This window comes from Sphingobium sp. DN12, from assembly GCF_051058005.1.
Taxonomy (GTDB): Bacteria; Pseudomonadota; Alphaproteobacteria; order Sphingomonadales; family Sphingomonadaceae; genus Sphingobium; species Sphingobium yanoikuyae.
Map to the genome: position 1 here is coordinate 4614662 of NZ_CP173717.1, position 18416 is coordinate 4633077.

22 protein-coding genes are annotated in these 18416 nt (G+C 64.1%); 16 read left to right on the forward strand and 6 right to left on the reverse strand.

Translation table 11 applies throughout. The features are described from left to right. The first annotated feature begins 83 nt into the window (after positions 1–83). Positions 84–2375 carry a TonB-dependent receptor gene (locus ACI6S0_RS21960; RefSeq protein ID WP_434404343.1) on the forward strand — a complete coding sequence of 764 codons (2292 nt, stop codon included), beginning with the start codon at positions 84–86 and terminating at the stop codon, positions 2373–2375. Positions 2376–2461: 86 nt separating this feature from the next. On the opposite strand, the gene ACI6S0_RS21965 is transcribed toward ACI6S0_RS21960, so the two are convergent. The 3 genes from ACI6S0_RS21965 to ACI6S0_RS21975 all read right to left on the reverse strand — a co-directional run bounded on the left by ACI6S0_RS21965 (position 2462) and on the right by ACI6S0_RS21975 (position 5101). Beyond that, positions 2462–2713 (reverse strand): hypothetical protein, encoded by a 252-nt coding sequence (locus tag ACI6S0_RS21965; RefSeq protein WP_017499126.1) that lies wholly within the window; start codon positions 2711–2713, stop codon positions 2462–2464. A 109-nt stretch (positions 2714–2822) separates the two neighbouring features. After that, positions 2823–4343, reverse strand: a complete 1521-nt coding sequence (locus tag ACI6S0_RS21970) for a fumarate hydratase (RefSeq protein WP_037507307.1) — start codon at positions 4341–4343, stop codon at positions 2823–2825. A gap of 101 nt (positions 4344–4444) precedes the next feature. Continuing rightward, positions 4445–5101 (reverse strand): glutathione S-transferase family protein, encoded by a 657-nt coding sequence (locus ACI6S0_RS21975; protein WP_278983454.1) that lies wholly within the window; start codon positions 5099–5101, stop codon positions 4445–4447. 614 nt (positions 5102–5715) lie between these two features. On the opposite strand from ACI6S0_RS21975, the gene ACI6S0_RS21980 reads away from it, so the two are divergent. From ACI6S0_RS21980 to ACI6S0_RS22005, 6 genes are all read left to right on the forward strand, one after another. Beyond that, positions 5716–7602 carry a ribonucleoside-diphosphate reductase subunit alpha gene (locus ACI6S0_RS21980; RefSeq protein WP_010336832.1) on the forward strand — a complete coding sequence of 629 codons (1887 nt, stop codon included), beginning with the start codon at positions 5716–5718 and terminating at the stop codon, positions 7600–7602. Positions 7603–7663: 61 nt separating this feature from the next. Further along, positions 7664–8032, forward strand: a complete 369-nt coding sequence (locus tag ACI6S0_RS21985; RefSeq protein ID WP_004209930.1) for an endonuclease domain-containing protein — start codon at positions 7664–7666, stop codon at positions 8030–8032. A 63-nt stretch (positions 8033–8095) separates the two neighbouring features. Then, on the forward strand, positions 8096–9148 hold the full coding sequence (locus ACI6S0_RS21990; protein ID WP_004209931.1) for a ribonucleotide-diphosphate reductase subunit beta: 1053 nt from the start codon (positions 8096–8098) through the stop codon (positions 9146–9148). Positions 9149–9389: 241 nt separating this feature from the next. After that, positions 9390–9644: a hypothetical protein gene (locus ACI6S0_RS21995; RefSeq protein ID WP_004209932.1), complete on the forward strand. Its 255-nt coding sequence runs from the start codon at positions 9390–9392 to the stop codon at positions 9642–9644. 54 nt (positions 9645–9698) lie between these two features. Beyond that, the gene (locus tag ACI6S0_RS22000) at positions 9699–9893 is read left to right on the forward strand and encodes a hypothetical protein (RefSeq protein ID WP_136186291.1); all 195 of its coding nucleotides are present in this window, start codon (positions 9699–9701) and stop codon (positions 9891–9893) included. Between the two features lie 275 nt (positions 9894–10168). After that, positions 10169–10810: a glycine zipper 2TM domain-containing protein gene (locus tag ACI6S0_RS22005; protein WP_125988071.1), complete on the forward strand. Its 642-nt coding sequence runs from the start codon at positions 10169–10171 to the stop codon at positions 10808–10810. Between the two features lie 32 nt (positions 10811–10842). On the opposite strand, the gene ACI6S0_RS22010 is transcribed toward ACI6S0_RS22005, so the two are convergent. Next, positions 10843–11415, reverse strand: coding sequence for a thermonuclease family protein (locus ACI6S0_RS22010; RefSeq protein ID WP_434404344.1), 573 nt, complete (start codon positions 11413–11415; stop codon positions 10843–10845). 151 nt (positions 11416–11566) lie between these two features. Here ACI6S0_RS22010 and ACI6S0_RS22015 point away from each other — a divergent pair, with 151 nt between their 5' ends. Then, positions 11567–11983 carry a globin gene (locus tag ACI6S0_RS22015; RefSeq protein ID WP_434404345.1) on the forward strand — a complete coding sequence of 139 codons (417 nt, stop codon included), beginning with the start codon at positions 11567–11569 and terminating at the stop codon, positions 11981–11983. Between the two features lie 3 nt (positions 11984–11986). Here ACI6S0_RS22015 and ACI6S0_RS22020 read toward each other — a convergent pair whose 3' ends face one another. Continuing rightward, the gene (locus tag ACI6S0_RS22020) at positions 11987–12301 is read right to left on the reverse strand and encodes a hypothetical protein (protein WP_434404346.1); all 315 of its coding nucleotides are present in this window, start codon (positions 12299–12301) and stop codon (positions 11987–11989) included. A 165-nt stretch (positions 12302–12466) separates the two neighbouring features. Here ACI6S0_RS22020 and ACI6S0_RS22025 point away from each other — a divergent pair, with 165 nt between their 5' ends. The 5 genes from ACI6S0_RS22025 to ACI6S0_RS22045 all read left to right on the forward strand — a co-directional run bounded on the left by ACI6S0_RS22025 (position 12467) and on the right by ACI6S0_RS22045 (position 15504). Next, positions 12467–12847 (forward strand): RidA family protein, encoded by a 381-nt coding sequence (locus ACI6S0_RS22025; protein ID WP_434404347.1) that lies wholly within the window; start codon positions 12467–12469, stop codon positions 12845–12847. Between the two features lie 15 nt (positions 12848–12862). Beyond that, on the forward strand, positions 12863–13219 hold the full coding sequence (locus tag ACI6S0_RS22030; RefSeq protein ID WP_004209945.1) for an ArsC family reductase: 357 nt from the start codon (positions 12863–12865) through the stop codon (positions 13217–13219). Further along, positions 13216–14262: a glycerophosphodiester phosphodiesterase gene (locus tag ACI6S0_RS22035; protein ID WP_434404348.1), complete on the forward strand. Its 1047-nt coding sequence runs from the start codon at positions 13216–13218 to the stop codon at positions 14260–14262. The genes ACI6S0_RS22030 and ACI6S0_RS22035 overlap by 4 nt, the downstream gene beginning before the upstream one ends. 94 nt (positions 14263–14356) lie before the next feature. Continuing rightward, positions 14357–14782, forward strand: coding sequence for an RrF2 family transcriptional regulator (locus ACI6S0_RS22040; RefSeq protein WP_004209947.1), 426 nt, complete (start codon positions 14357–14359; stop codon positions 14780–14782). 65 nt (positions 14783–14847) lie between these two features. Beyond that, the gene (locus ACI6S0_RS22045) at positions 14848–15504 is read left to right on the forward strand and encodes an MBL fold metallo-hydrolase (RefSeq protein ID WP_434404349.1); all 657 of its coding nucleotides are present in this window, start codon (positions 14848–14850) and stop codon (positions 15502–15504) included. On the opposite strand, the gene ACI6S0_RS22050 is transcribed toward ACI6S0_RS22045, so the two are convergent. Continuing rightward, positions 15501–15929 (reverse strand): MAPEG family protein, encoded by a 429-nt coding sequence (locus ACI6S0_RS22050; RefSeq protein ID WP_026108754.1) that lies wholly within the window; start codon positions 15927–15929, stop codon positions 15501–15503. The two genes, ACI6S0_RS22045 and ACI6S0_RS22050, sit on opposite strands and share 4 nt — an antisense overlap. Before the next feature lie 206 nt (positions 15930–16135). On the opposite strand from ACI6S0_RS22050, the gene rpmF reads away from it, so the two are divergent. From rpmF to ACI6S0_RS22065, 3 genes are all read left to right on the forward strand, one after another. Beyond that, complete coding sequence (gene rpmF / locus ACI6S0_RS22055; RefSeq protein WP_004209950.1) at positions 16136–16315, forward strand: 50S ribosomal protein L32; 180 nt, start codon at positions 16136–16138, stop codon at positions 16313–16315. 66 nt (positions 16316–16381) lie between these two features. Then, positions 16382–17407 (forward strand): phosphate acyltransferase PlsX, encoded by a 1026-nt coding sequence (gene plsX / locus ACI6S0_RS22060; RefSeq protein ID WP_010336845.1) that lies wholly within the window; start codon positions 16382–16384, stop codon positions 17405–17407. Then, on the forward strand, positions 17404–18372 hold the full coding sequence (locus tag ACI6S0_RS22065; RefSeq protein ID WP_434404350.1) for a beta-ketoacyl-ACP synthase III: 969 nt from the start codon (positions 17404–17406) through the stop codon (positions 18370–18372). Before plsX ends, ACI6S0_RS22065 begins: the two co-directional genes overlap by 4 nt. Positions 18373–18416: the final 44 nt, after the last annotated feature.

Below are 18416 nucleotides of genomic sequence, written 5' to 3' on the forward strand. Positions count from 1 at the left end.
GCCTAGCGGCGATGGCATCCCGGACGGCAGGCGCAGGGGCGCCGCTTTCCCGGACGCAAAAGCAATATTATCGGGGAATAACCTTGTCGAAATTCACTTTCGCACGGTCGGCGCTGCTGCTGACCTCGGCCTTCGGTGCGCTCGCCCTTGGTGGCGCCGCCCATGCACAGGAAGCGGGCGCTGACGCCGGCCAGCTCGACGAGATCGTCGTGACCGCCGAGCGCCGCTCGGAAAATCTGCAGAAGGTGCCCGTCTCGGTCGGCGTCGTGCAGGGCGATGCGCTGCGCAACCTGACCGCCGGCGGCGGCGACATTCTCGAACTCGCCGCCCGCGTGCCCGGCCTTTACGCCGAAACCACCACCGGCCGCATCTTCCCGCGCTTCTACATCCGCGGCCTTGGCAATATCGACTTCTATCTCGGCGCGTCGCAGCCGGTGTCGATCATCCAGGACGATGTCGTGCTGGAACATGTCGTGCTGAAGTCGAACCCGGTGTTCGACGTCAACCAGGTGGAAGTGCTGCGCGGCCCGCAGGGTTCGCTGTTCGGCCGCAACACCACGGCCGGCATCATCAAGTTCGACACCATCCGTCCCTCGATGGATTGGGAAGGTCGCGCCCAGGCCAGCTATGGCAGCTATAACACCGTCACCTTCGACGGCGGCATCGGTGGCCCGATCGTCGCGGACAAGCTCGCCTTCCGCGTCTCGGCCCTCTACCAGCATCGCGACGACTGGGTCGACAACACCTACACCGGCCCCAGCGCCGACGGCACCGTCAGCCCCAAGAAGGACGCGATGGGCGGCTATAATGAGAAGGACGTGCGCCTTCAGCTGCTGATGACGCCGACCGAAAATGTCTCGATGCTGACCAGCGTCCATGCCCGCGACTATGATGGCACCTCGACCATCTTCCACCGCGCCGGCCTCACCAAGGGCAGCAACAGCGTGTCGGGCGAACCCCGCTCGAAGATCGCGCTCGACGAGGCGATGAACAACCCGCAGGCCTACAAGACCTATGGCGCGTCGGAAAATATCGCGATCGACATGGGCCCCGTTACCCTGACCTCGATCACCGCCTATGAAACCACCTCGGGCTACAGCCGTGGCGACACCGATGGCGGCGCGGGCGCGGACTATCCGGTGAACGGCGTTGCCAACGGCTTCGGCCAGAGCCAGGGCAATGTCCGCGATCTCGACCAGCTGACCCAGGAAGTCCGCCTCGCCAGCAATGGCGACAGCGCCTTCAAGTGGCAGGTTGGCGGCATGTATTTCGACAGCCGCGACACCACCGATTTCTACCAGCGCGCCTATTTCCTGACCGGCACCGCCAACAATCCCAACAACTGGGTGCGTCTGCGCAACAAGAATGAAAGCTGGGGCCTGTTCGGTCAGGCGAGCTACGAAGTGGTACCGGGCCTGACCATCACCGCCGGCGGCCGCTACACCAAGGACACGAAGGAAACCCGTCTGGTCCGCGCCACCGCCAATGCGGCGGGCGTCTCGACCTATGCCGGCCGTCGCTATGTGAAGCTGACCGGCAAGGAACCGAGCTGGGACGTCAGCGCGCTGTATGAAGTCAGCCCCGAGGTCAGCCTCTATGCCCGCGTCGCGCGCGGCTTCCGTGGCCCGACCATCCAGGGCCGCTCGGCGGTGTTCAACAGCGACTTCACCACGGCGGATTCGGAAACGATCATGTCGTACGAAGGCGGCATCAAGACCAACCTGCTGGGCAACCGCCTGCGCTTCAACCTGTCGGGCTTCGCCTGGAAGGTGAAGGACATCCAGCTCAACGGCAATGACGTGAACGGCAATGGCGTGTTGTTCAACGCCGACGCCGCCAAGGCCTATGGTCTGGAAGCCGATCTGGAAGCGCGTCCGTTCGACAATTTCACCGTGTCGGCCGGCCTCAGCCTGCTGCACAGCGAGATCAACGACAAGAATGTCTATGCGCAGGTCTGCACGCTGAACGGCGTGGTCGTCTGCACCGTGGAAGACCCGACCGTCACCAACGCCCGCGGCGTCTTCGCCCAGATCGACGGCAACCCGCTTCCCAACGCGCCGAAATACACCGCCAACATCGCGGCCCGTTATGACGTGCCGCTGGGCAATGGGGGCAAGATCTTCGCGGCGACCGACTGGAACATCCAAGGCTACACCAACTTCGTCCTCTACAAGACGAAGGAGTTCTACTCGAAGGGCGACTTCGAAGGCGGCCTGAAGATCGGCTACACCGCGCCGGACGGCAAGTACGAGATCGCCGCCTTCGCCCGCAACATCACGGGCGAGAAGAATATGAAGGGCGTGATCGAGAACTATATGGCGCCGGTGTTCAACGAACCCCGCATCATCGGCGTGTCCTTGAGCGGCAAGCTGTAAGACTAAGGTTATTCCTCCCCATGCTGTGCATGGGGTGGGGCCAAAGAAAAAGGCGCGTCATCCGATGGAATGGCGCGCCTTTTTCGTCAGCTCGGCTTGATCGGCGCCAGCGTGACATTCTTCCAGTCGGGCTCATGATGCGGCTCGCGCCCCATTGTCCAGTTGCTCTGCAGTCGGACCAGCGGGTTGGGCGCACACCAGATTTCTCCGCTGTCGCTCAGACCCGTCACCCAGATCAGATTATGCTCCTGCCCATAATCGATGACGGCGAAGGCATAGCCTTTGCCCTTGCCTTCGATCATGACGGGCAAGGGCGGTTCGAGCTGCGTGAAGGACATGGATGAACTCCGGCTTTGGGTGCCGGACATAATGCGGCGCGCGAAACGGGGTTCCCGTCTCGCGCGCCGCCTTGATCCGTATCAATTAGATAGTTGCTGACGGGCGGCCTTACGCCCCTTCGAGCAGCTTCTCCTTCTTGATTTTCTCCTGCCACACCAGCGGGGCGAGGCGGTGGACATTCTGGCCTTCGCTATCGACGGCGACGGTGACGGGCATGTCCTCCACCGTGAACTCGTAGATCGCTTCCATGCCCAGATCCTCGAAGCCCACGACCTTGGCTTCCTTGATCGCGCGGGCGACCAGATAGGCTGCGCCGCCGACCGCCATCAGATAGGCGCTCTTGTGCTTGGCGATGCTGTCGGTGGCGGCCGGGCCGCGCTCGGCCTTGCCGACGCAGGCGGCCAGCCCCTGTTCCAGCATCATGTCCATGAACTTGTCCATGCGCGTCGCGGTGGTCGGGCCAGCGGGGCCGACCACTTCGTCGCGCACCGGATCGACCGGGCCGACATAATAGATGACCCGGCCCTTGAAATCGACCGGCAGGGTCTCGCCCTTCTCCAGCATGTCGGCGATCCGCTTGTGCGCGGCGTCGCGGCCGGTCAGCATCTTGCCGTTCAGCAGCAGACGGTCGCCATGCTTCCAGCCCTGCACCTGTTCCGGCGTCAGATTGTCGAGATCGACGCGGATCGCTTCCTTGCTCGGCTTCCAGTCGACCTGCGGCCATTCGCTGAGCTTGGGCGCTTCCAGATAGGCCGGGCCGGAACCGTCGAGGGTGAAATGCGCATGGCGGGTCGCGGCGCAGTTCGGGATCATCGCCACCGGCTTGCCCGCCGCATGGCAGGGATAGTCGTGGATCTTGATGTCGAGCACGGTGGCCAGGCCACCCAGGCCCTGCGCGCCGATGCCCAGCGCATTGACCTTGTCGAACAGCTCGATGCGCAGTTCCTCGATCTTGTTCTGCGGGCCGCGGGCCTTCAGTTCGCCCATGTCGATCGGGTCCATCAGGCTTTCCTTGGCCAGCGCCACGGCCTTTTCCGCGGTGCCGCCGATGCCGATGCCCAGCATGCCGGGCGGGCACCAGCCGGCGCCCATCTGCGGCACCATTTCCAGCACCCAGTCGACGATCGAATCGCTGGGGTTCATCATCTTGAACTTGGTCTTGTTTTCGCTGCCGCCGCCCTTGGCCGCGACGTCGATGATCACCTTGTTACCCGGCACCATCTCGACATTCAGCACGCAGGGCGTGTTGTCCTTGGTGTTCTGGCGGCTGAAAGCGGGATCCTTCAGGATCGACGCGCGCAGGCGGTTCTCGGGGTTCAGATATGCGCGGCGCACGCCCTCGTCGATCACCTCCTGCATCGACCGGCTGTTATCGTCCAGCCGGCACTCCATGCCCCACTTTACGAAGACATTGACGATGCCGGTGTCCTGGCAGATCGGGCGGTGGCCTTCGGCGCACATGCGGCTGTTGGTCAGGATCTGGGCGATGGCGTCCTTCGCCGCCGGATTGGCTTCGGCCTCATAGGCCTTACCCAGTGCCCGGATATAATCCATCGGGTGATAGTAGGAAATGAACTGGAGTGCGTCGGCGACGCTCTCGATGAGGTCGGCGGTCTTGATGACGGTCATCTACCCTGGTCCCTATTCTTGCGGCCCGCCTCTGCACGGCAGGTCCCTGCAAGGCGGGGCTATAGGCCTTTGAGACGATGAGTCCAGAAGAGGGTTGCGGTTCAGGACGCAAGCGGCCCGTCGGCAAAGGGAAAATTCTGCCACCAGGGCTGCATCTCGCGCAGCACCCGCGCAAAGCTCGGCCGCGCCTCCAGCCGGTTCAGATAGGCGCCCAGCACCGGATGGCCGGCGCGCAGCGGCACGATCCTATCGGCATAATAAAGCGAGGGCGCCGCCGCGCAGTCGGCCAGCGACAGATGATCGCCCGCCGCCCAGCTCCGCCCCGCCAGCCGATCCTCCAGCACCGCATAGATGCTGCGCAGCGCCGCCACATTGGCCGTCACGCCATGGGGATCGCGCGCATCCGCGGGCCGCAGTCGGTCGGCGACCAGCGCCTGCATCGGCCCCATCACATAATTGTCGAACAACCGGTCCATCAGCCGCACCTCGATCGCCGCATCGCCATCGACCGGGATCGGGCGGAAGGTGCCGGGTTCGTGCCGGCCCAGATATTCGACGATGATGCTCGCCTCCGCGATCGTCGCGCCGCGCACCGGGTCGTGCAGCACGGGGAATTTGCCGAGCGGCCAGAGCGCCTGCCATTCGGCCAGGGCCGCTTCATCCTCCAGGATGCGCGGGGTGAAGGGCGTGCCATTTTCATGGAAGGCGATCAGCACCTTCCAGCAATAGGAGGAGAGGGGATGGTAATAGAGGATCATGCCTGCCTCCCGATCGCTGCGGATGGATTCGCCTGCCTTCCCATCATCATAGCGTATCGTGCGGTGATATGCAGGGGGGCGATAAAGGCAGCGATTCAACAGATTGTGGTCGCGTCCGCGCCTCTGCCCCCATGTCATGATTTTGTCGCCAATCGCGCGACGCGCGCATTTGCGTGGCAAGGCAAATTTATTTTTTAATTTCATGGGCCCCCCTTGTCTTTTCCAAGGCCCTTGGAAGTCCGCGCGTCGTTGCGCTATGGGGTGGCGTGTCAGCGACGAAACGAATCCCAGCGTCGATGAACCGAGTCCCCGAACTGTCATTTACCCTCTTGCGTGTCGGCGGGGCTGTGGCACTATCTGTGGTATCGGGACCAAGGGGGTCACCCAATAGATTGTGATTGCATTGTCGGACCTGCTTCCGGCGATATGGGGCTTTTGTCCTTGCGATCGGATCGGTTGACCCCATTTCTGTCCCGGCCCGATCGGGTTCATGCTATGATGCCTGGGTGCGCCCCGGCATTGCTGGACCGAATCGAACGGAACAGGAACAATCGGGGGCTCGCATGGACTTTCGAGATAGTGAACAAGGTGGAAACGGCGACGTGGCGACGGTAATGGACGAGCGTATCGAGGATCTGGTGGACAAGGCCGAGCCCAAGGCTGCCAAGGGCAAGGCGACCGAGTCCGCGTCGTCCAAGATTCATGAGCGTCGCTTTCATGTCGTGACGGATTCGTCGCGCGATGCGCTGCTGACCGAATTCGGCAAGGACACGCTGAACGATCGCTATCTGCTGCCCGGCGAGAGCTATCAGGATCTGTTCGCCCGCGTCGCCGCCGCCTATTCGGACGATGCCGACCATGCGCAGCGCGTCTATGACTATATTTCCAAGCTCTGGTTCATGCCGGCGACGCCCGTGCTGTCGAACGGCGGCACCGGCCGCGGCCTGCCGATCAGCTGCTATCTGAACTCGGTCGACGACAGCCTGGAAGGCATCGTCAATACCTGGAACGAGAATGTCTGGCTCGCCTCGCGCGGCGGCGGCATCGGCACCTATTGGGGCAGCGTGCGCGGCATCGGTGAGCCGGTCGGCCTCAACGGCAAGACCAGCGGCATCATCCCCTTCGTCCGCGTGATGGATTCGCTGACCTTGGCGATCAGCCAGGGCTCGCTGCGTCGCGGCTCGGCCGCCTGCTATCTCGACGTCTCCCACCCGGAGATCGAGGAGTTCCTGGAAATCCGCAAGACGAGCGGCGACTTCAACCGCAAGGCGCTCAACCTGCACCATGGCGTGCTGCTGACCGACGAGTTCATGGAAGCGGTGCGCGACGGCAGTGATTTCAACCTGCGCAGCCCCAAGGACCAGTCGGTGCGCGGCACCGTCAACGCCCGCGCCCTGTTCCAGAAGCTGGTCGAGGTCCGCCTCGCCACCGGTGAGCCCTATATCGTCTTCTCCGACACGGTGAACCGGATGATGCCCAAGCATCACCGCGACCTGGGGCTCAAGGTCTCGACGTCGAACCTCTGCTCGGAAATCACCCTGCCGACGGGTCGCGACCATCTCGGCCAGGATCGCACGGCGGTCTGCTGCCTCTCCTCGATGAACCTGGAAACCTGGGATCAGTGGAAGGATCATCCGACCTTCGCGGAAGACATCATGCGCTTCCTCGACAATGTGCTGCAGGACTATATCGACCGCGCCCCGCCGGAAATGGCCCGCGCCAAATATAGCGCCAGCCGCGAACGCTCGGTCGGCCTGGGCGTCATGGGCTTCCACAGCTTCCTGCAGGCACGCGGCATCCCGTTCGAAGGCGCCATGGCCAAGTCGTGGAACCTGCGCATCTTCAAGCATATCAACGCCAAGGTGAACGAGGCGTCGATGATGCTGGCGCAGGAGCGCGGGCCGTGCCCCGACGCCGCCGACCAGGGCGTGATGGAGCGCTTTTCCTGCAAGATGGCGATCGCGCCGACCGCGTCGATCTCGATCATCTGCGGTGGCACCTCGGCCTGTATCGAACCGATCCCGGCGAACATCTACACCCACAAGACGCTCTCGGGCAGCTTTGCGGTGAAGAACCCCTATCTGGAAAAGCTGCTGGTCGAAAAGGCCAAGGATTCGAGCGCCGTGTGGAACTCGATCCTGGAACGCGGCGGCTCGGTCCAGCATCTCGACTTCCTGACCCAGGAAGAAAAGGATGTGTACAAGACCAGCTTCGAGATCGACCAGCGCTGGCTGCTCGAACTGGCGGCCGATCGTACCCCCTATATCGACCAGGCCCAGTCGCTGAACCTGTTCATCCCGGCCGATGTCGAGAAGTGGGATCTGCTGATGCTCCACTTCCGCGCCTGGGAACTGGGCATCAAGTCGCTCTATTATCTGCGCTCCAAGTCGGTGCAGCGCGCCGGCTTTGCCGGTGGCGTGGAAGCGGACAACACGATCGACGCCCCCAAGTTCGAGATCGGCGAGACCACCGACTATGACGAGTGCCTCGCCTGCCAGTGATCAGATTCCCTCTCCCTGTGGGAGAGGGAGGGAGCCGCGCAGCGGCGGAAGGGTGAGGGCGATGCGCAATTACCGCGATCTGCCTTCAGGGGCCGTGGATCAGGCCCGCGCTCTCCGCCGTAACGCCACGGAGGCTGAAAAACGTCTCTGGCGTGCCTTGCGTGAACAGCTTCCGACCGTGAAATTCCGCCGCCAGGTGCCCCATGGTGCCTATGTCGCGGATTTCCTCTGTTTTTCTGGCAAGCTGGTCGTCGAGGTCGATGGCGCAAGTCATGCGGAGAGCGCTGAGCAAGATGCTGTCCGAACCCGTTATTTCGAGACCCAGGGCTATCAGATCCTGCGTTTCTGGAACCATGAAGTCATGGAAAATACCGAAGGCGTCGTAGCGGTCATCGCGGCGCGTCTCTCGCCCTCACCCTCCCACGCCTGACGGCGCGGGCCCCTCCCTCTCCCGATGGGAGAGGGGAAGAAAAGATTTCGCGGAGTAACCCATATGCCCCTTCTTCAAGCCTCCAAGGTCTACAAGCCCTTCGAATATCCCTGGGCCTATGAATTTTGGAAGCGCCAGCAGCAGCTCCACTGGCTGCCCGAGGAAGTGCCTCTGGGCGAGGATTGCCGTGACTGGGCGCAGAAGCTCAGCGATCATGAGCGCAACCTGCTGACCCAGATTTTCCGCTTCTTCACCCAGGCCGACGTGGAAGTGCAGGATTGCTACCACGAGAAGTACGGCCGCGTGTTCAAGCCGACCGAGATCAAGATGATGCTGACCGCGTTCAGCAACATGGAAACGGTCCATATCGCCGCCTACTCGCACCTGCTCGACACGATCGGCATGCCCGAAAGCGAATATTCGGCCTTCCTCCAATATAAGGAGATGAAGGACAAGCATGATTATCTCGCCCAGTTCGGGGTCGACACGGACGAGGATATCGCCAAGACGCTGGCGATGTTCGGCGGCTTCACCGAAGGCCTCCAGCTCTTCGCCTCCTTCGCGATGCTGATGAACTTCCCGCGCTTCAACAAGATGAAGGGCATGGGCCAGATCGTCACCTGGTCGGTCCGCGACGAAACCCTGCATTGCGAAGGCATTATCAAGCTGTTCCACAGCTTCGTGAAGGAACGCGACTGCCTGACCGCATCGGTCAAGGACGACATCATGGACATGTGCCAGAAGACCGTCCGCATTGAGGACGCGTTCGTCGACCTGGTTTTCGAAATGGGCCCGGTCCCCGGCATGACGCCCAAGGACATCAAGAAATATGTCCGCTACATCGCCGACTGGCGCCTGGGCCAGCTGGGGCTGAAGCCGATCTACATGATCGACGAGCATCCGCTGCCCTGGCTGACCCCGCTGCTCAACGGCGTGGAGCATGCCAATTTCTTCGAAACCCGCGCAACCGAATATTCGAAGGGCGCGACCCGTGGCCAGTGGAACGACGTCTGGGACGCGTTCGACCGCCGCAAGAAGCTCAAGGGCGCCGAAGCGGCCAATGTCGACGAAAGCGATCCGGACATGTTCAAGGCCGCCGGCATCGCGGCGGAATAAGATCAAAGCGCGACGCGCCATGCGCGTCGCGCTTTGATCAAGCCCGCGCGGCGCTGGAGCGTTGCAAGCTGCTGATGCGTCAGCATCACGGCAGCTTGCAAAGGGCTTTCGACCTGTTCGAGGGGAGGGGAGGCGCGGGGAGCGCCTCCCCTTTTTTGTGCGCCGCTGCAGCCCCCCGCATCGCGTCCATAACGGACCAGTCTCGCGCCGGAATGGCGATGCCCTGGGCTATGGTCCGGTCATGACCAGCCCCGTCGATCCCCCATCTCCGCCATTTTACGTGTTCGTCTGCAATGTCTGCGGCAGCGATCAGGTCACGCGCGAAGCCTGGGCGGCATGGGATGTCGCGACCCAGGCCTGGATTCTCAACACGGCCTTCGACTTTGCCTATTGCCATCGCTGCCTGGGCTATGCGCAGCTCGACCGGCTGCTGCTGACCAGCCCGCCATCCGGCTTGCCGTCCCGCGCCCCGGCCTTCCCGCCGGCGCCGGGCTGATCGGCGCGGCGGGCGTGACGCTTCCTTAACCGCCGCCATGCCAGACCGGTCGTCATGTTCGGCGTCCGACTCCGCTCCCTCTTCACCAGCCGCTGGATGGCGCTGCTCTGGGCGATATTGGTGCTGCTGAGCGCGATCCAGTTCGTGGGCAGCGATGGCGGCGATCGGGCCGGCGCCGATCAGGCCGCGACTGCGGCGCTGGACGGTCTCGACAACAGCCAGCGCGCCATCATCGCCAACACGCTCTGAAAGGCGCAGGGCGGGCGTCGCGGGCGCGCTGTCCTATTTCTTCCCGCCGGCCTATATTGCCGTCCGGCGCCGGGCCTGTCTCTGACGCTCACTTGTTCCAAAATGACAAGGGTTGGAAATTAAATGTCAGAATGTGTGGGAAATATGCGAAGTTAAGCGCAGCATTTCCTACAATATCGGCCACCATCTTCGTCTTTGTTCCGTTCGTGCAACATTTGTTCAGCTGCCACGTTCTAGCTTGCCTCGGTCAACAGGAATCGAAAAGGGACTGGACCATGCATCGCTTTGCCAGAAGCATGATTGCCGCGCTTTCACTGGGCGCCATGGCGTTGACCGCCATGCCCGCCGCCGCTCAGCACGGCCAGGGTCATGGCCGACCCGGCGGGCCGTCATCGGGCCATGGCGGCCCAGGCGGTCCGGGCGCACAACGTCCCCCCAGTCATGGCGGCAATCATGCCCAGCGTCCGCCCCAGCCGGGCCGGCCGGGGGCAGGCCGCCCGCCCCAGCCGGGCCGGCCCGGCAATGGTCGTCCGCCCCAATATGGCCGTCCCGGCAACCATCGCCCGCCGCCGCCCCGTGGCAACTATCGCCGGCCCGGACCGCCGGTCTATGCCTATGACTGGAACCGGCCCGATCCGCGCTATGGCGGCCGTTATCGCCCCGACCGCTATTATCGCGGCGGCTATGCGCCGATCCGGGTCGACCGCAGCATGCGCATCTATCGCGGCTATGACGACCGCTATTATTGCCGCCGTTCGGACGGCACCACCGGCCTCATCATCGGCGGCGCGATCGGCGCGCTGATCGGCGGCCAGCTTGATCGCGGCTATTCCAACACGGCGGGCATATTGATCGGCGGCGGCGCCGGCGCGCTGCTCGGCCGCGAGATCGACCGCGGCAGCCTCAGCTGTCGCTGATCGGGAAGGGGGGGCGAAGGCGCCCCCTTTTTTCAGCACCAGGGGTGGCGGCGTCCGTCCCAGGTCCGGGCCAGCCCTTCGGCCACCAGTTGCTGGCCGATCGATTGGCCGTCGCGCGTCACGATCCGCAGCGCCCGGCCATATTTGTCGGTCGCCCGCCCGTCGATCTCCAGCGAGAAGGGGCCGGCATTCATCAGTTGCTGCAACCGGCTGGTCGCCCGCGCGCCCAGCGCGCCTTCCTCCGGGCAGCGCGGCCCATGGGTTTCGGGCGTGTCGATGTCGGCGATCCGATATTTCTCGCCCCGGAACCAGAAAGTGTCGCCATCGACGACGCAATTGGTCCCGCCGCCGCTATGGCAATAGCCGAAATCGGCCGACAGCTGGTCGGCGCTGGCGCTCGACGGGGCGGTGCCGGTCGACGCCGTCGGCATCGCGATCTCGGGCGCCAGCCGCGCCCACCAGTCGGGCGCCTGCCAGCCGATCATCATCCCCAGCGCCAGCACCAATCCCAGCGTCTTGCCGCTGAAGCCGCCGCGCCGCGCCGCCTCCCGGCGCCAGAGTGTGTCGATGCGGTCGGGGGTGAATCGGTCGGGGCGTCTGGACATGGCGCGCCCCTAGCAGGTTCAGGAAAAACAGAGGGTTAAATCTGATCCGGCTTGTCGCCATTTCGGGGTGAACCGGCGTTTGATCGGGATCAATGCGGGAAGCGCAGGGGATGCGCAGGGTGCGTCGGCCTCAGCCCATGGAGATTGCCGCATGAACGCCGCCGCGCCGCCCAGCCCCTATGTCCGCATCGGCGGCGAACCGGTCGTCCGCGCCATTGCAGATCGTTTCTATGACCTGCTGGAAAGCGACCCGGCCTATGTCGAGCTGCGCGCCATTCATGCCGCCGACCTCTCCGTGGTGCGCCACGGCCTCACCCGCTTCCTGTGCGGCTGGCTGGGCGGCCCACGCGACTGGTTTCAGCGCGGCACCTGCATCATGTCGCTGCACCGCGCCTTCCCGATCACGCCGCAACTGGCCGATCAATGGGCGACCGCGGCGGCCTGCGCGATCGCCCTGCAGGAGGATCTCGACCCCGACATTGCCGACGCCATGGCGGAAGCGCTCGGCCATATGGCGCGGGGCATGATCAATTTCGGCCTTGCGCCGGCACAGGCGCACCCCGCCTAGCGGCTAGTCGTCATCCTCGTTGAGGATTTCGTCCTCCTCGCCATCATCCTCGTCGTCCATGCGCGGCTCGCCATCGAACGCGCCCTCGTCGATCCAGCCGGACCGGTCCATCTCGTTCATCTTGTCGACCAGGTCGGGGACATCGTCGGGAATGATCTGCGCCGGGTTGGGCCGCCCGCCATGCTCGCTCTCTTCGCTCAGGTCGCTGGTCCGGCCCAGCGCATCGTCGGCGACGTCGTTTGCCTGGGTGCCGGCGTCGGCCTGTTCGCTATTCTCCTCACTCTCGTCGGGGAAGGGGCGATTGTCGGGCATCGTCATGGCGCGTCTCCTTGCAGGGGCATGTCCCCCTCCAACGATCACCCCATTTTCCCGTTCCGCGCAAGCGCGCCCGGAAACGCACTGGACAGCGCGGAACCAAGGCGGCAAAGGCCGATGCGATCCTTTTCGCCCCGATCCTTTTCGCATCGCAACAGGAATCCCTCCATGTCCCGCCAGCTCATTTCCTCCGGCTCGCCCTTCGAGGCGCAGGTCGGCTATTCGCGCGCCGTCGTCCAGGGCGACTGGTGCTTCGTCGCCGGCACCACCGGCACCGATCCCGAAACCAAGATCATGCCCGAAAGCGTGGTCGAACAGGGCGTCAACGCGCTCAAGGTGATCGGCAAGGCGCTTGAAGACGCCGGCTTCTCCTTTGCCGATGTCGTCCGCGTCACTTATTATATCACCGACCCTGCCTATTGGGACGATCTGGGCAAGGCCACCGCGCCCATCTTTGGCGAGATCCGCCCGGCCGCCAGCTGCGTCGTCGCTGGCCTCATCAAGCCGGAGATGAAGATCGAAATCGAAGTCACCGCCTTCAAAGGGTAACAGGGACACATCATCATGATTACCATGTACGGCATCAAGAATTGCGACACGATCAAGAAGGCCCGCAACTGGCTGGATAATGAGCGCGTCGCCTATAATTTCCACGACTATAAGGTCGCCGGCGTCGACAAGGAAAAGCTGGAGGAATGGGTGATGGAGCATGGTTGGGAAACCATCCTCAACCGCTCCGGCACCACCTTCAAGGCGCTCGACGCGGGGGACAAGGCGCATATCGACGCGGACAAGGCGATCCTGCTGATGATCACCAACCCCTCGATGATCAAGCGCCCGATCCTCGACACCGGCAAGGGCACGGTCGTCGGTTTCAAGGCGACGACCTATGAAAATGCGCTGAAAGGCGTGATGGCGTGATCGGACGGGGGCTGCTGGGCATCGGGGCATTGCTGATGATGGGCCTGCTCCCCCTTTCCGCCGTCCGGGCCGCCGACCCGCTGGTCATCGCGCATCGCGGTGCCAGCGGAGAGCGGCCCGAACATACGCTCGCCAGCTATGAACGGGCGATCGATCAGGGCGCCGACTATATCGAGCCCGATCTGGTCCTGACCAGGGACGGCGTGCTGGTCGCCCGGCACGAGAATGAGATTGGCGGCACCACCGACGTCGCCGACCATCCCGAATTTGCCGATCGCAAGACGACGAAGACGATCGACGGCATCGCAATGACCGGCTGGTTCACCGAGGATTTCACCCTCGCCGAACTGCACACCTTGCGGGCCCGCGAGCGCCTGCCTGATCTGCGCCCGGCCAATGTCCGCTTCAACGATCTCTATCTCATCCCGACCTTCGAGGAGATATTGAAGCTGGTCCGCGCCAAGGAAGCGGAGCAGCATCGTCGCATCGGCCTCTATCCCGAAACCAAGCATCCCAGCTATTTCGCCGGTATCGGCCTGCCGCACCAGCAGGCGCTGCTCGATCTGCTCGGCAAATATGGCTACACTAATGCCGACGATCCGGTCTTCATCCAGTCGTTCGAGGTCGGCAATCTGAAGGCCCTGCATGAAGCAACCCGCCTGCGCCTGATCCAGCTCGTCGATGCCGAAGGCGGCCCCGCTGACGAACCCGGCACGACCTATGCCGACATGATGAGCGTTTCCGGGCTGGAGGCGATTGCCGGTTATGCCACGGGCCTTGGTCCGTCGGCCGCCATGGTACTGGCGCCCGAAGGGGCGACGGCTTTGGTCGGCCGTGCCCATGATGCCGGGCTTCAGGTCCATATCTGGACGCTGCGGATGGAAAACAGCTTCCTGCCCGACCAGTATAAGCGGCCGGACGATCCGCAGGGGCGGGGCGACTTTGCCGGTTATGTCCAGGCGATCGCCGCGACCGGCGTCGACGGCATTTTCAGCGATTTCCCCAGGCAGGCGCGCGACGCTCTGAGCAGCACGCAGCCCTGATCGGCAACATCGCATAAATTAAAGCGGATTTTCCCTTCTCTACCCTGCGGCTCGACTTGCCAAAGCCGGGCCGCAGGCGAATAACGAACAGACCATGCTGTCCCAGAAGACCCGTTACGCCATCCGCGCGCTCCAGCATCTTGCCGACCGCTATCGCCAGGGGCCCGTGCCCCTCAACGAGATTGCGACGCGCCAGAATATCCCGGCGAAATTCCTGACGGTGATCCTGTCCGAATTGTCGCGCGAAGGGCTGGTGGCGACCCAGCGGGGGCGCGACGGCGGCTATTGGCTGGCCTTGGCGCCGGTCGACATCAGCTATGGCGACATCGTGCGCCTGACCCGCGGGTCGCTCGCGCTCACACCCTGTGCCAGCCGCTTCGCCCATGAAAGCTGCACCAACTGCCTGCCCGAAAGCGAATGTCGCCTGCACCGGGTGATGCTGCGCGTGCGCGACGAAACCGCCAAGGTGCTCGACAGCATCAGCCTCGCCGAACCCTTCGCGGCCGAAGGGCTGGGGTAGGGCGCCGCAGGAGCAGGCGTGCGGACGCCCTTGCGCTCGCCCCGTCGCTTCGCCACATCGGCAGCATGACCACGCCGCCGCTCAAAGCCGCCCTGATCCCCGTCACCCCGCTGCAGCAGAACTGCACCCTCTTCTGGTGTACGGAAACGATGCGCGGCGCCTTTGTCGATCCGGGCGGCGACCTGCCGGTGTTGAAGAAGGCGGCGGAACAGCATGGCGTCACGATCGAGAAGATTCTCGTCACCCATGGCCATATCGACCATTGCGGCCAGGCCGGCGTACTGGCCCGCGACCTCGATGTCCCGATCGAGGGGCCGCATGAGGAGGATCGCTTCTGGATCGACCGCCTGCCGCAGGATGGCGAACGCTGGGGCATTCCGGGCGAGAGTTTCGAGCCGAATCGCTGGCTGGTCGACGGCGACCAGGTGACGGTCGGCCATCTGACCTTCGACGTCTATCATTGCCCCGGCCACACGCCGGGCCATGTCGTCTTCCACCATGCGCCGAGCCAGCTCGCGATCGTGGGCGACGTGCTGTTCAAGGGCTCGATCGGCCGCACCGATTTCCCGCGCGGCAACCATCAGGACTTGATCGACGCGATCACCGGCAAGCTCTGGCCGCTCGGCGGCCAGACCGCCTTCGTCCCCGGCCATGGCGAGATGAGCAATTTCGCCTATGAACGGCGCACCAATCCCTATGTGGCCGACTCCGTTCTCGGTTAAACGCGCGCCATCGCCGGCGGGGCAGGCACGGCGCGAGTCGCGCCATAGGCGACATAGAGCGCCGCAACCGCCAGGCCGAGCATCACGATCCAGGTGAGCAGCGCGCCGCCCGCGCGCCAGACCGTCGGCTTGTCGGCGTCCATGCCAAAGCCATGGGCGATTCGGGCCAGCGCATAGATCATCGCCCCGATCCACAGCCATAGCGGCGCGCCGATCGCCATTTCGATCAGGCCGAAGAGAATCAGCACGATCGGCGTATATTCGATGAAATTGGCGTGCGCCCGCATCCGCCGGGCCAGCAGCATGTTCCCCGAGTCGCCGTGCAAAAGCTTCGCGCCCACGCGGATTCGCGCGCAGCGCACCGCCAGCCAGAAATTGATGAGCGCACAGGCCGCAGCCAGTGTAAGCGTGATCGGCAACAACATGGGCATCCCCCTATTCGACGGGCCGCCACCATAGGCGCGGCGGGCCGGCGGGCAAGGAAGGACTTGCACCATCTTCAAAAACGGCTATAGGCGCAGGGCTTCGCGATCACCCGGGCCGCATGGTCTGCGGCACCCGTGCCGTCGGCGTCTCATTTGGAAACCGGCCAGTCGCATAACCAGATTTAATTACGGAAACAGGTGCCGACATGGCTGTCCCCAAAAGGAAAACTTCCCCGTCCAAGCGTGGCATGCGTCGCAGCCACGATTCGCTGCGCGTCGAAGCATTCCAGGAATGCTCGAACTGCGGTGAACTGAAGCGTCCCCACAATCTGTGCGACGCGTGCGGCCATTATAACGGCCGCGAAGTCATCGCCGTCGGGGCGTAAGACTTTTTCGATCTCCGCAAAGGGGTGATCTCAGTGTCCAGCCAACCGCGAATCGCAATTGACGCGATGGGCGGGGATGAAGGCGTGCGGGTGATGATGGCAGGCGTTGCGCTTGCCCGTCGCCGGCACGAAGGACTCCGCTTCACCCTTTTCGGCGACGAGACCCGGATCAAGGCGGCTCTCGACAACCACCCCAATTTGCGGGCGGCGTCGGAAGTCGTGCATTCCGACACGATCGTCGAGGGCACGGACAAGCCCAGCGTCGCGATTCGCAAGAAGAGCAGCTCGATGAGCATGGCGATCAACGCCGTGAAGTCGGGTGATGCCGGTGCGGCGGTTTCGGCCGGCAATACCGGTGCGCTCATGGCGATGGCGAAGCTGGCGCTGCGTACCATGCCCGGCGTCGATCGGCCTGCGCTGGCAGCGATGCTGCCCACCCTTGGCGACAATGATGTCGTCATGCTCGACCTTGGTGCCAATACCGAGTGCGATGCGCGCAATCTCGTCCAGTTCGCGGTGATGGGTGCGGCCTATGCCCGCATCGCCCTCGATCTGGAGCGGCCGCGCGTCCGCCTGCTCAACATCGGCACCGAAGAGCTCAAGGGCACGGACGAAATCCGTGATGCCGCCGCCGTGCTGCGTGCGGCCGACACCCTGCCATTCTCGTTCGACGGCTTTACCGAAGGCGACAAGATCGGCCGCGGCGAAACCGACGTGATCGTGTGCGACGGCTTTTCGGGCAATGTCGCGCTCAAGACGGCCGAGGGCACTGCCCGCTTCGTCGCCGACCTGCTGCGCCGCGCCTTCTCCAGCTCGCTGCGGTCCAAGATCGGCTTCCTGATCTCGAAGCCGGCGATGCACCTGCTCAAGCATCATCTCGACCCCAACAACCATAATGGCGCCGTCTTCCTCGGCCTCAACGGGGTCGTGGTGAAAAGCCATGGTAGCGCTGACGCCAAGGGCGTGGCCAATGCGGTGCATGTCGCCGCCCGCCTGCTGGAAGAGGATATCACGCGACGCATCGCCGCCGACATGGCCGGGGTGCAGGATCTGTCCGCCGTCGCGTCCAAATTGGAGCTGCCCGTCAAGTGATGCGTCGATCCGTTCTCCTGGGCACGGGCTCGGCCCTGCCCGCACGCGTCGTCACCAATGCGGAACTGGCGCAGACCGTCGACACCAGCGACGAATGGATCGTCGAACGGACCGGCATCCGCACCCGCTATATCTCCGGCGAGGGGGAGACCACGACCACGCTGGCGACCGACGCCGCCAAGCGCGCGCTGGAGGCCGCCGGCCTTGCCGCGCAGGATATCGACCTCATCATCCTGGCGACCGCGACTCCGGACCAGACCTTCCCCGCCAGCGCCACCCTGGTGCAGGCCGCGCTCGGCATCGATGACTGCGTCGCCTTCGACGTCGCCGCCGTCTGCTCGGGCTTCCTCTATGCGATGACGGTCGCCGATTCGATGATCCGCTCGGGCGCGGCGCAGCGCGCGCTGGTGATCGGCGCGGAAACCTTCAGCCGCATTCTCGATTGGGAAGATCGCGCCACCTGCGTGCTGTTCGGCGATGGCGCCGGCGCCGTCGTGCTCGGCGCAGAGGAAAGCGCGGACGGCCAGCGTGGCATCCTCGCCGCCAAGCTGCATGCCGACGGTCGCCACAACCAGCTTCTCTATGTCGATGGCGGTCCCTCGACCACCCAGACGGTGGGCAAGGTCCGCATGAAAGGGCAGGAAGTCTTCCGCCATGCGGTGGTGAATCTCGCCACGGTTCTGAAGGAAGTGATGGCGATGGCGGAGATGACGCCCGCCGACATCGACTGGCTGGTGCCGCACCAGGCCAATGCCCGGATTCTCGACGCGACCGCGCGCAAGCTCAAACTGTCCCCGGACAAGGTCGTCGTCACCGTCGACCAGCATGCCAACACCTCGGCCGCCTCGGTGCCGCTGGCACTGGACGTGGCGACCCGCGATGGCCGGATCAAGGCCGGCGACCTGATCGTGCTGGAAGCGATGGGTGGCGGCTTCACCTGGGGCGCCTGCGTCCTGCGGGTCTGATACGGCGGCGAAACGATCGCCCCTACGTATCTGACCTGCTTGCC

Coding starts and splice junctions, on each gene's coding strand:
- ACI6S0_RS21965 (WP_017499126.1), bottom strand. CDS start 2,713: ATGTCCTTCACGCAGCTCGAACCGCCCTTGCCCGTCATGATCGAAGGC.
- ACI6S0_RS21970 (WP_037507307.1), bottom strand. CDS start 4,343: ATGACCGTCATCAAGACCGCCGACCTCATCGAGAGCGTCGCCGACGCA.
- ACI6S0_RS21975 (WP_278983454.1), bottom strand. CDS start 5,101: ATGATCCTCTATTACCATCCCCTCTCCTCCTATTGCTGGAAGGTGCTG.
- ACI6S0_RS21980 (WP_010336832.1), top strand. CDS start 5,716: ATGGACGAGCGTATCGAGGATCTGGTGGACAAGGCCGAGCCCAAGGCT.
- ACI6S0_RS21985 (WP_004209930.1), top strand. CDS start 7,664: ATGCGCAATTACCGCGATCTGCCTTCAGGGGCCGTGGATCAGGCCCGC.
- ACI6S0_RS21990 (WP_004209931.1), top strand. CDS start 8,096: ATGCCCCTTCTTCAAGCCTCCAAGGTCTACAAGCCCTTCGAATATCCC.
- ACI6S0_RS21995 (WP_004209932.1), top strand. CDS start 9,390: ATGACCAGCCCCGTCGATCCCCCATCTCCGCCATTTTACGTGTTCGTC.
- ACI6S0_RS22000 (WP_136186291.1), top strand. CDS start 9,699: ATGTTCGGCGTCCGACTCCGCTCCCTCTTCACCAGCCGCTGGATGGCG.
- ACI6S0_RS22005 (WP_125988071.1), top strand. CDS start 10,169: ATGCATCGCTTTGCCAGAAGCATGATTGCCGCGCTTTCACTGGGCGCC.
- ACI6S0_RS22010 (WP_434404344.1), bottom strand. CDS start 11,415: ATGTCCAGACGCCCCGACCGATTCACCCCCGACCGCATCGACACACTC.
- ACI6S0_RS22015 (WP_434404345.1), top strand. CDS start 11,567: ATGAACGCCGCCGCGCCGCCCAGCCCCTATGTCCGCATCGGCGGCGAA.
- ACI6S0_RS22020 (WP_434404346.1), bottom strand. CDS start 12,301: ATGACGATGCCCGACAATCGCCCCTTCCCCGACGAGAGTGAGGAGAAT.
- ACI6S0_RS22025 (WP_434404347.1), top strand. CDS start 12,467: ATGTCCCGCCAGCTCATTTCCTCCGGCTCGCCCTTCGAGGCGCAGGTC.
- ACI6S0_RS22030 (WP_004209945.1), top strand. CDS start 12,863: ATGATTACCATGTACGGCATCAAGAATTGCGACACGATCAAGAAGGCC.
- ACI6S0_RS22040 (WP_004209947.1), top strand. CDS start 14,357: ATGCTGTCCCAGAAGACCCGTTACGCCATCCGCGCGCTCCAGCATCTT.
- ACI6S0_RS22045 (WP_434404349.1), top strand. CDS start 14,848: ATGACCACGCCGCCGCTCAAAGCCGCCCTGATCCCCGTCACCCCGCTG.
- ACI6S0_RS22050 (WP_026108754.1), bottom strand. CDS start 15,929: ATGTTGTTGCCGATCACGCTTACACTGGCTGCGGCCTGTGCGCTCATC.
- rpmF (WP_004209950.1), top strand. CDS start 16,136: ATGGCTGTCCCCAAAAGGAAAACTTCCCCGTCCAAGCGTGGCATGCGT.
- plsX (WP_010336845.1), top strand. CDS start 16,382: ATGGGCGGGGATGAAGGCGTGCGGGTGATGATGGCAGGCGTTGCGCTT.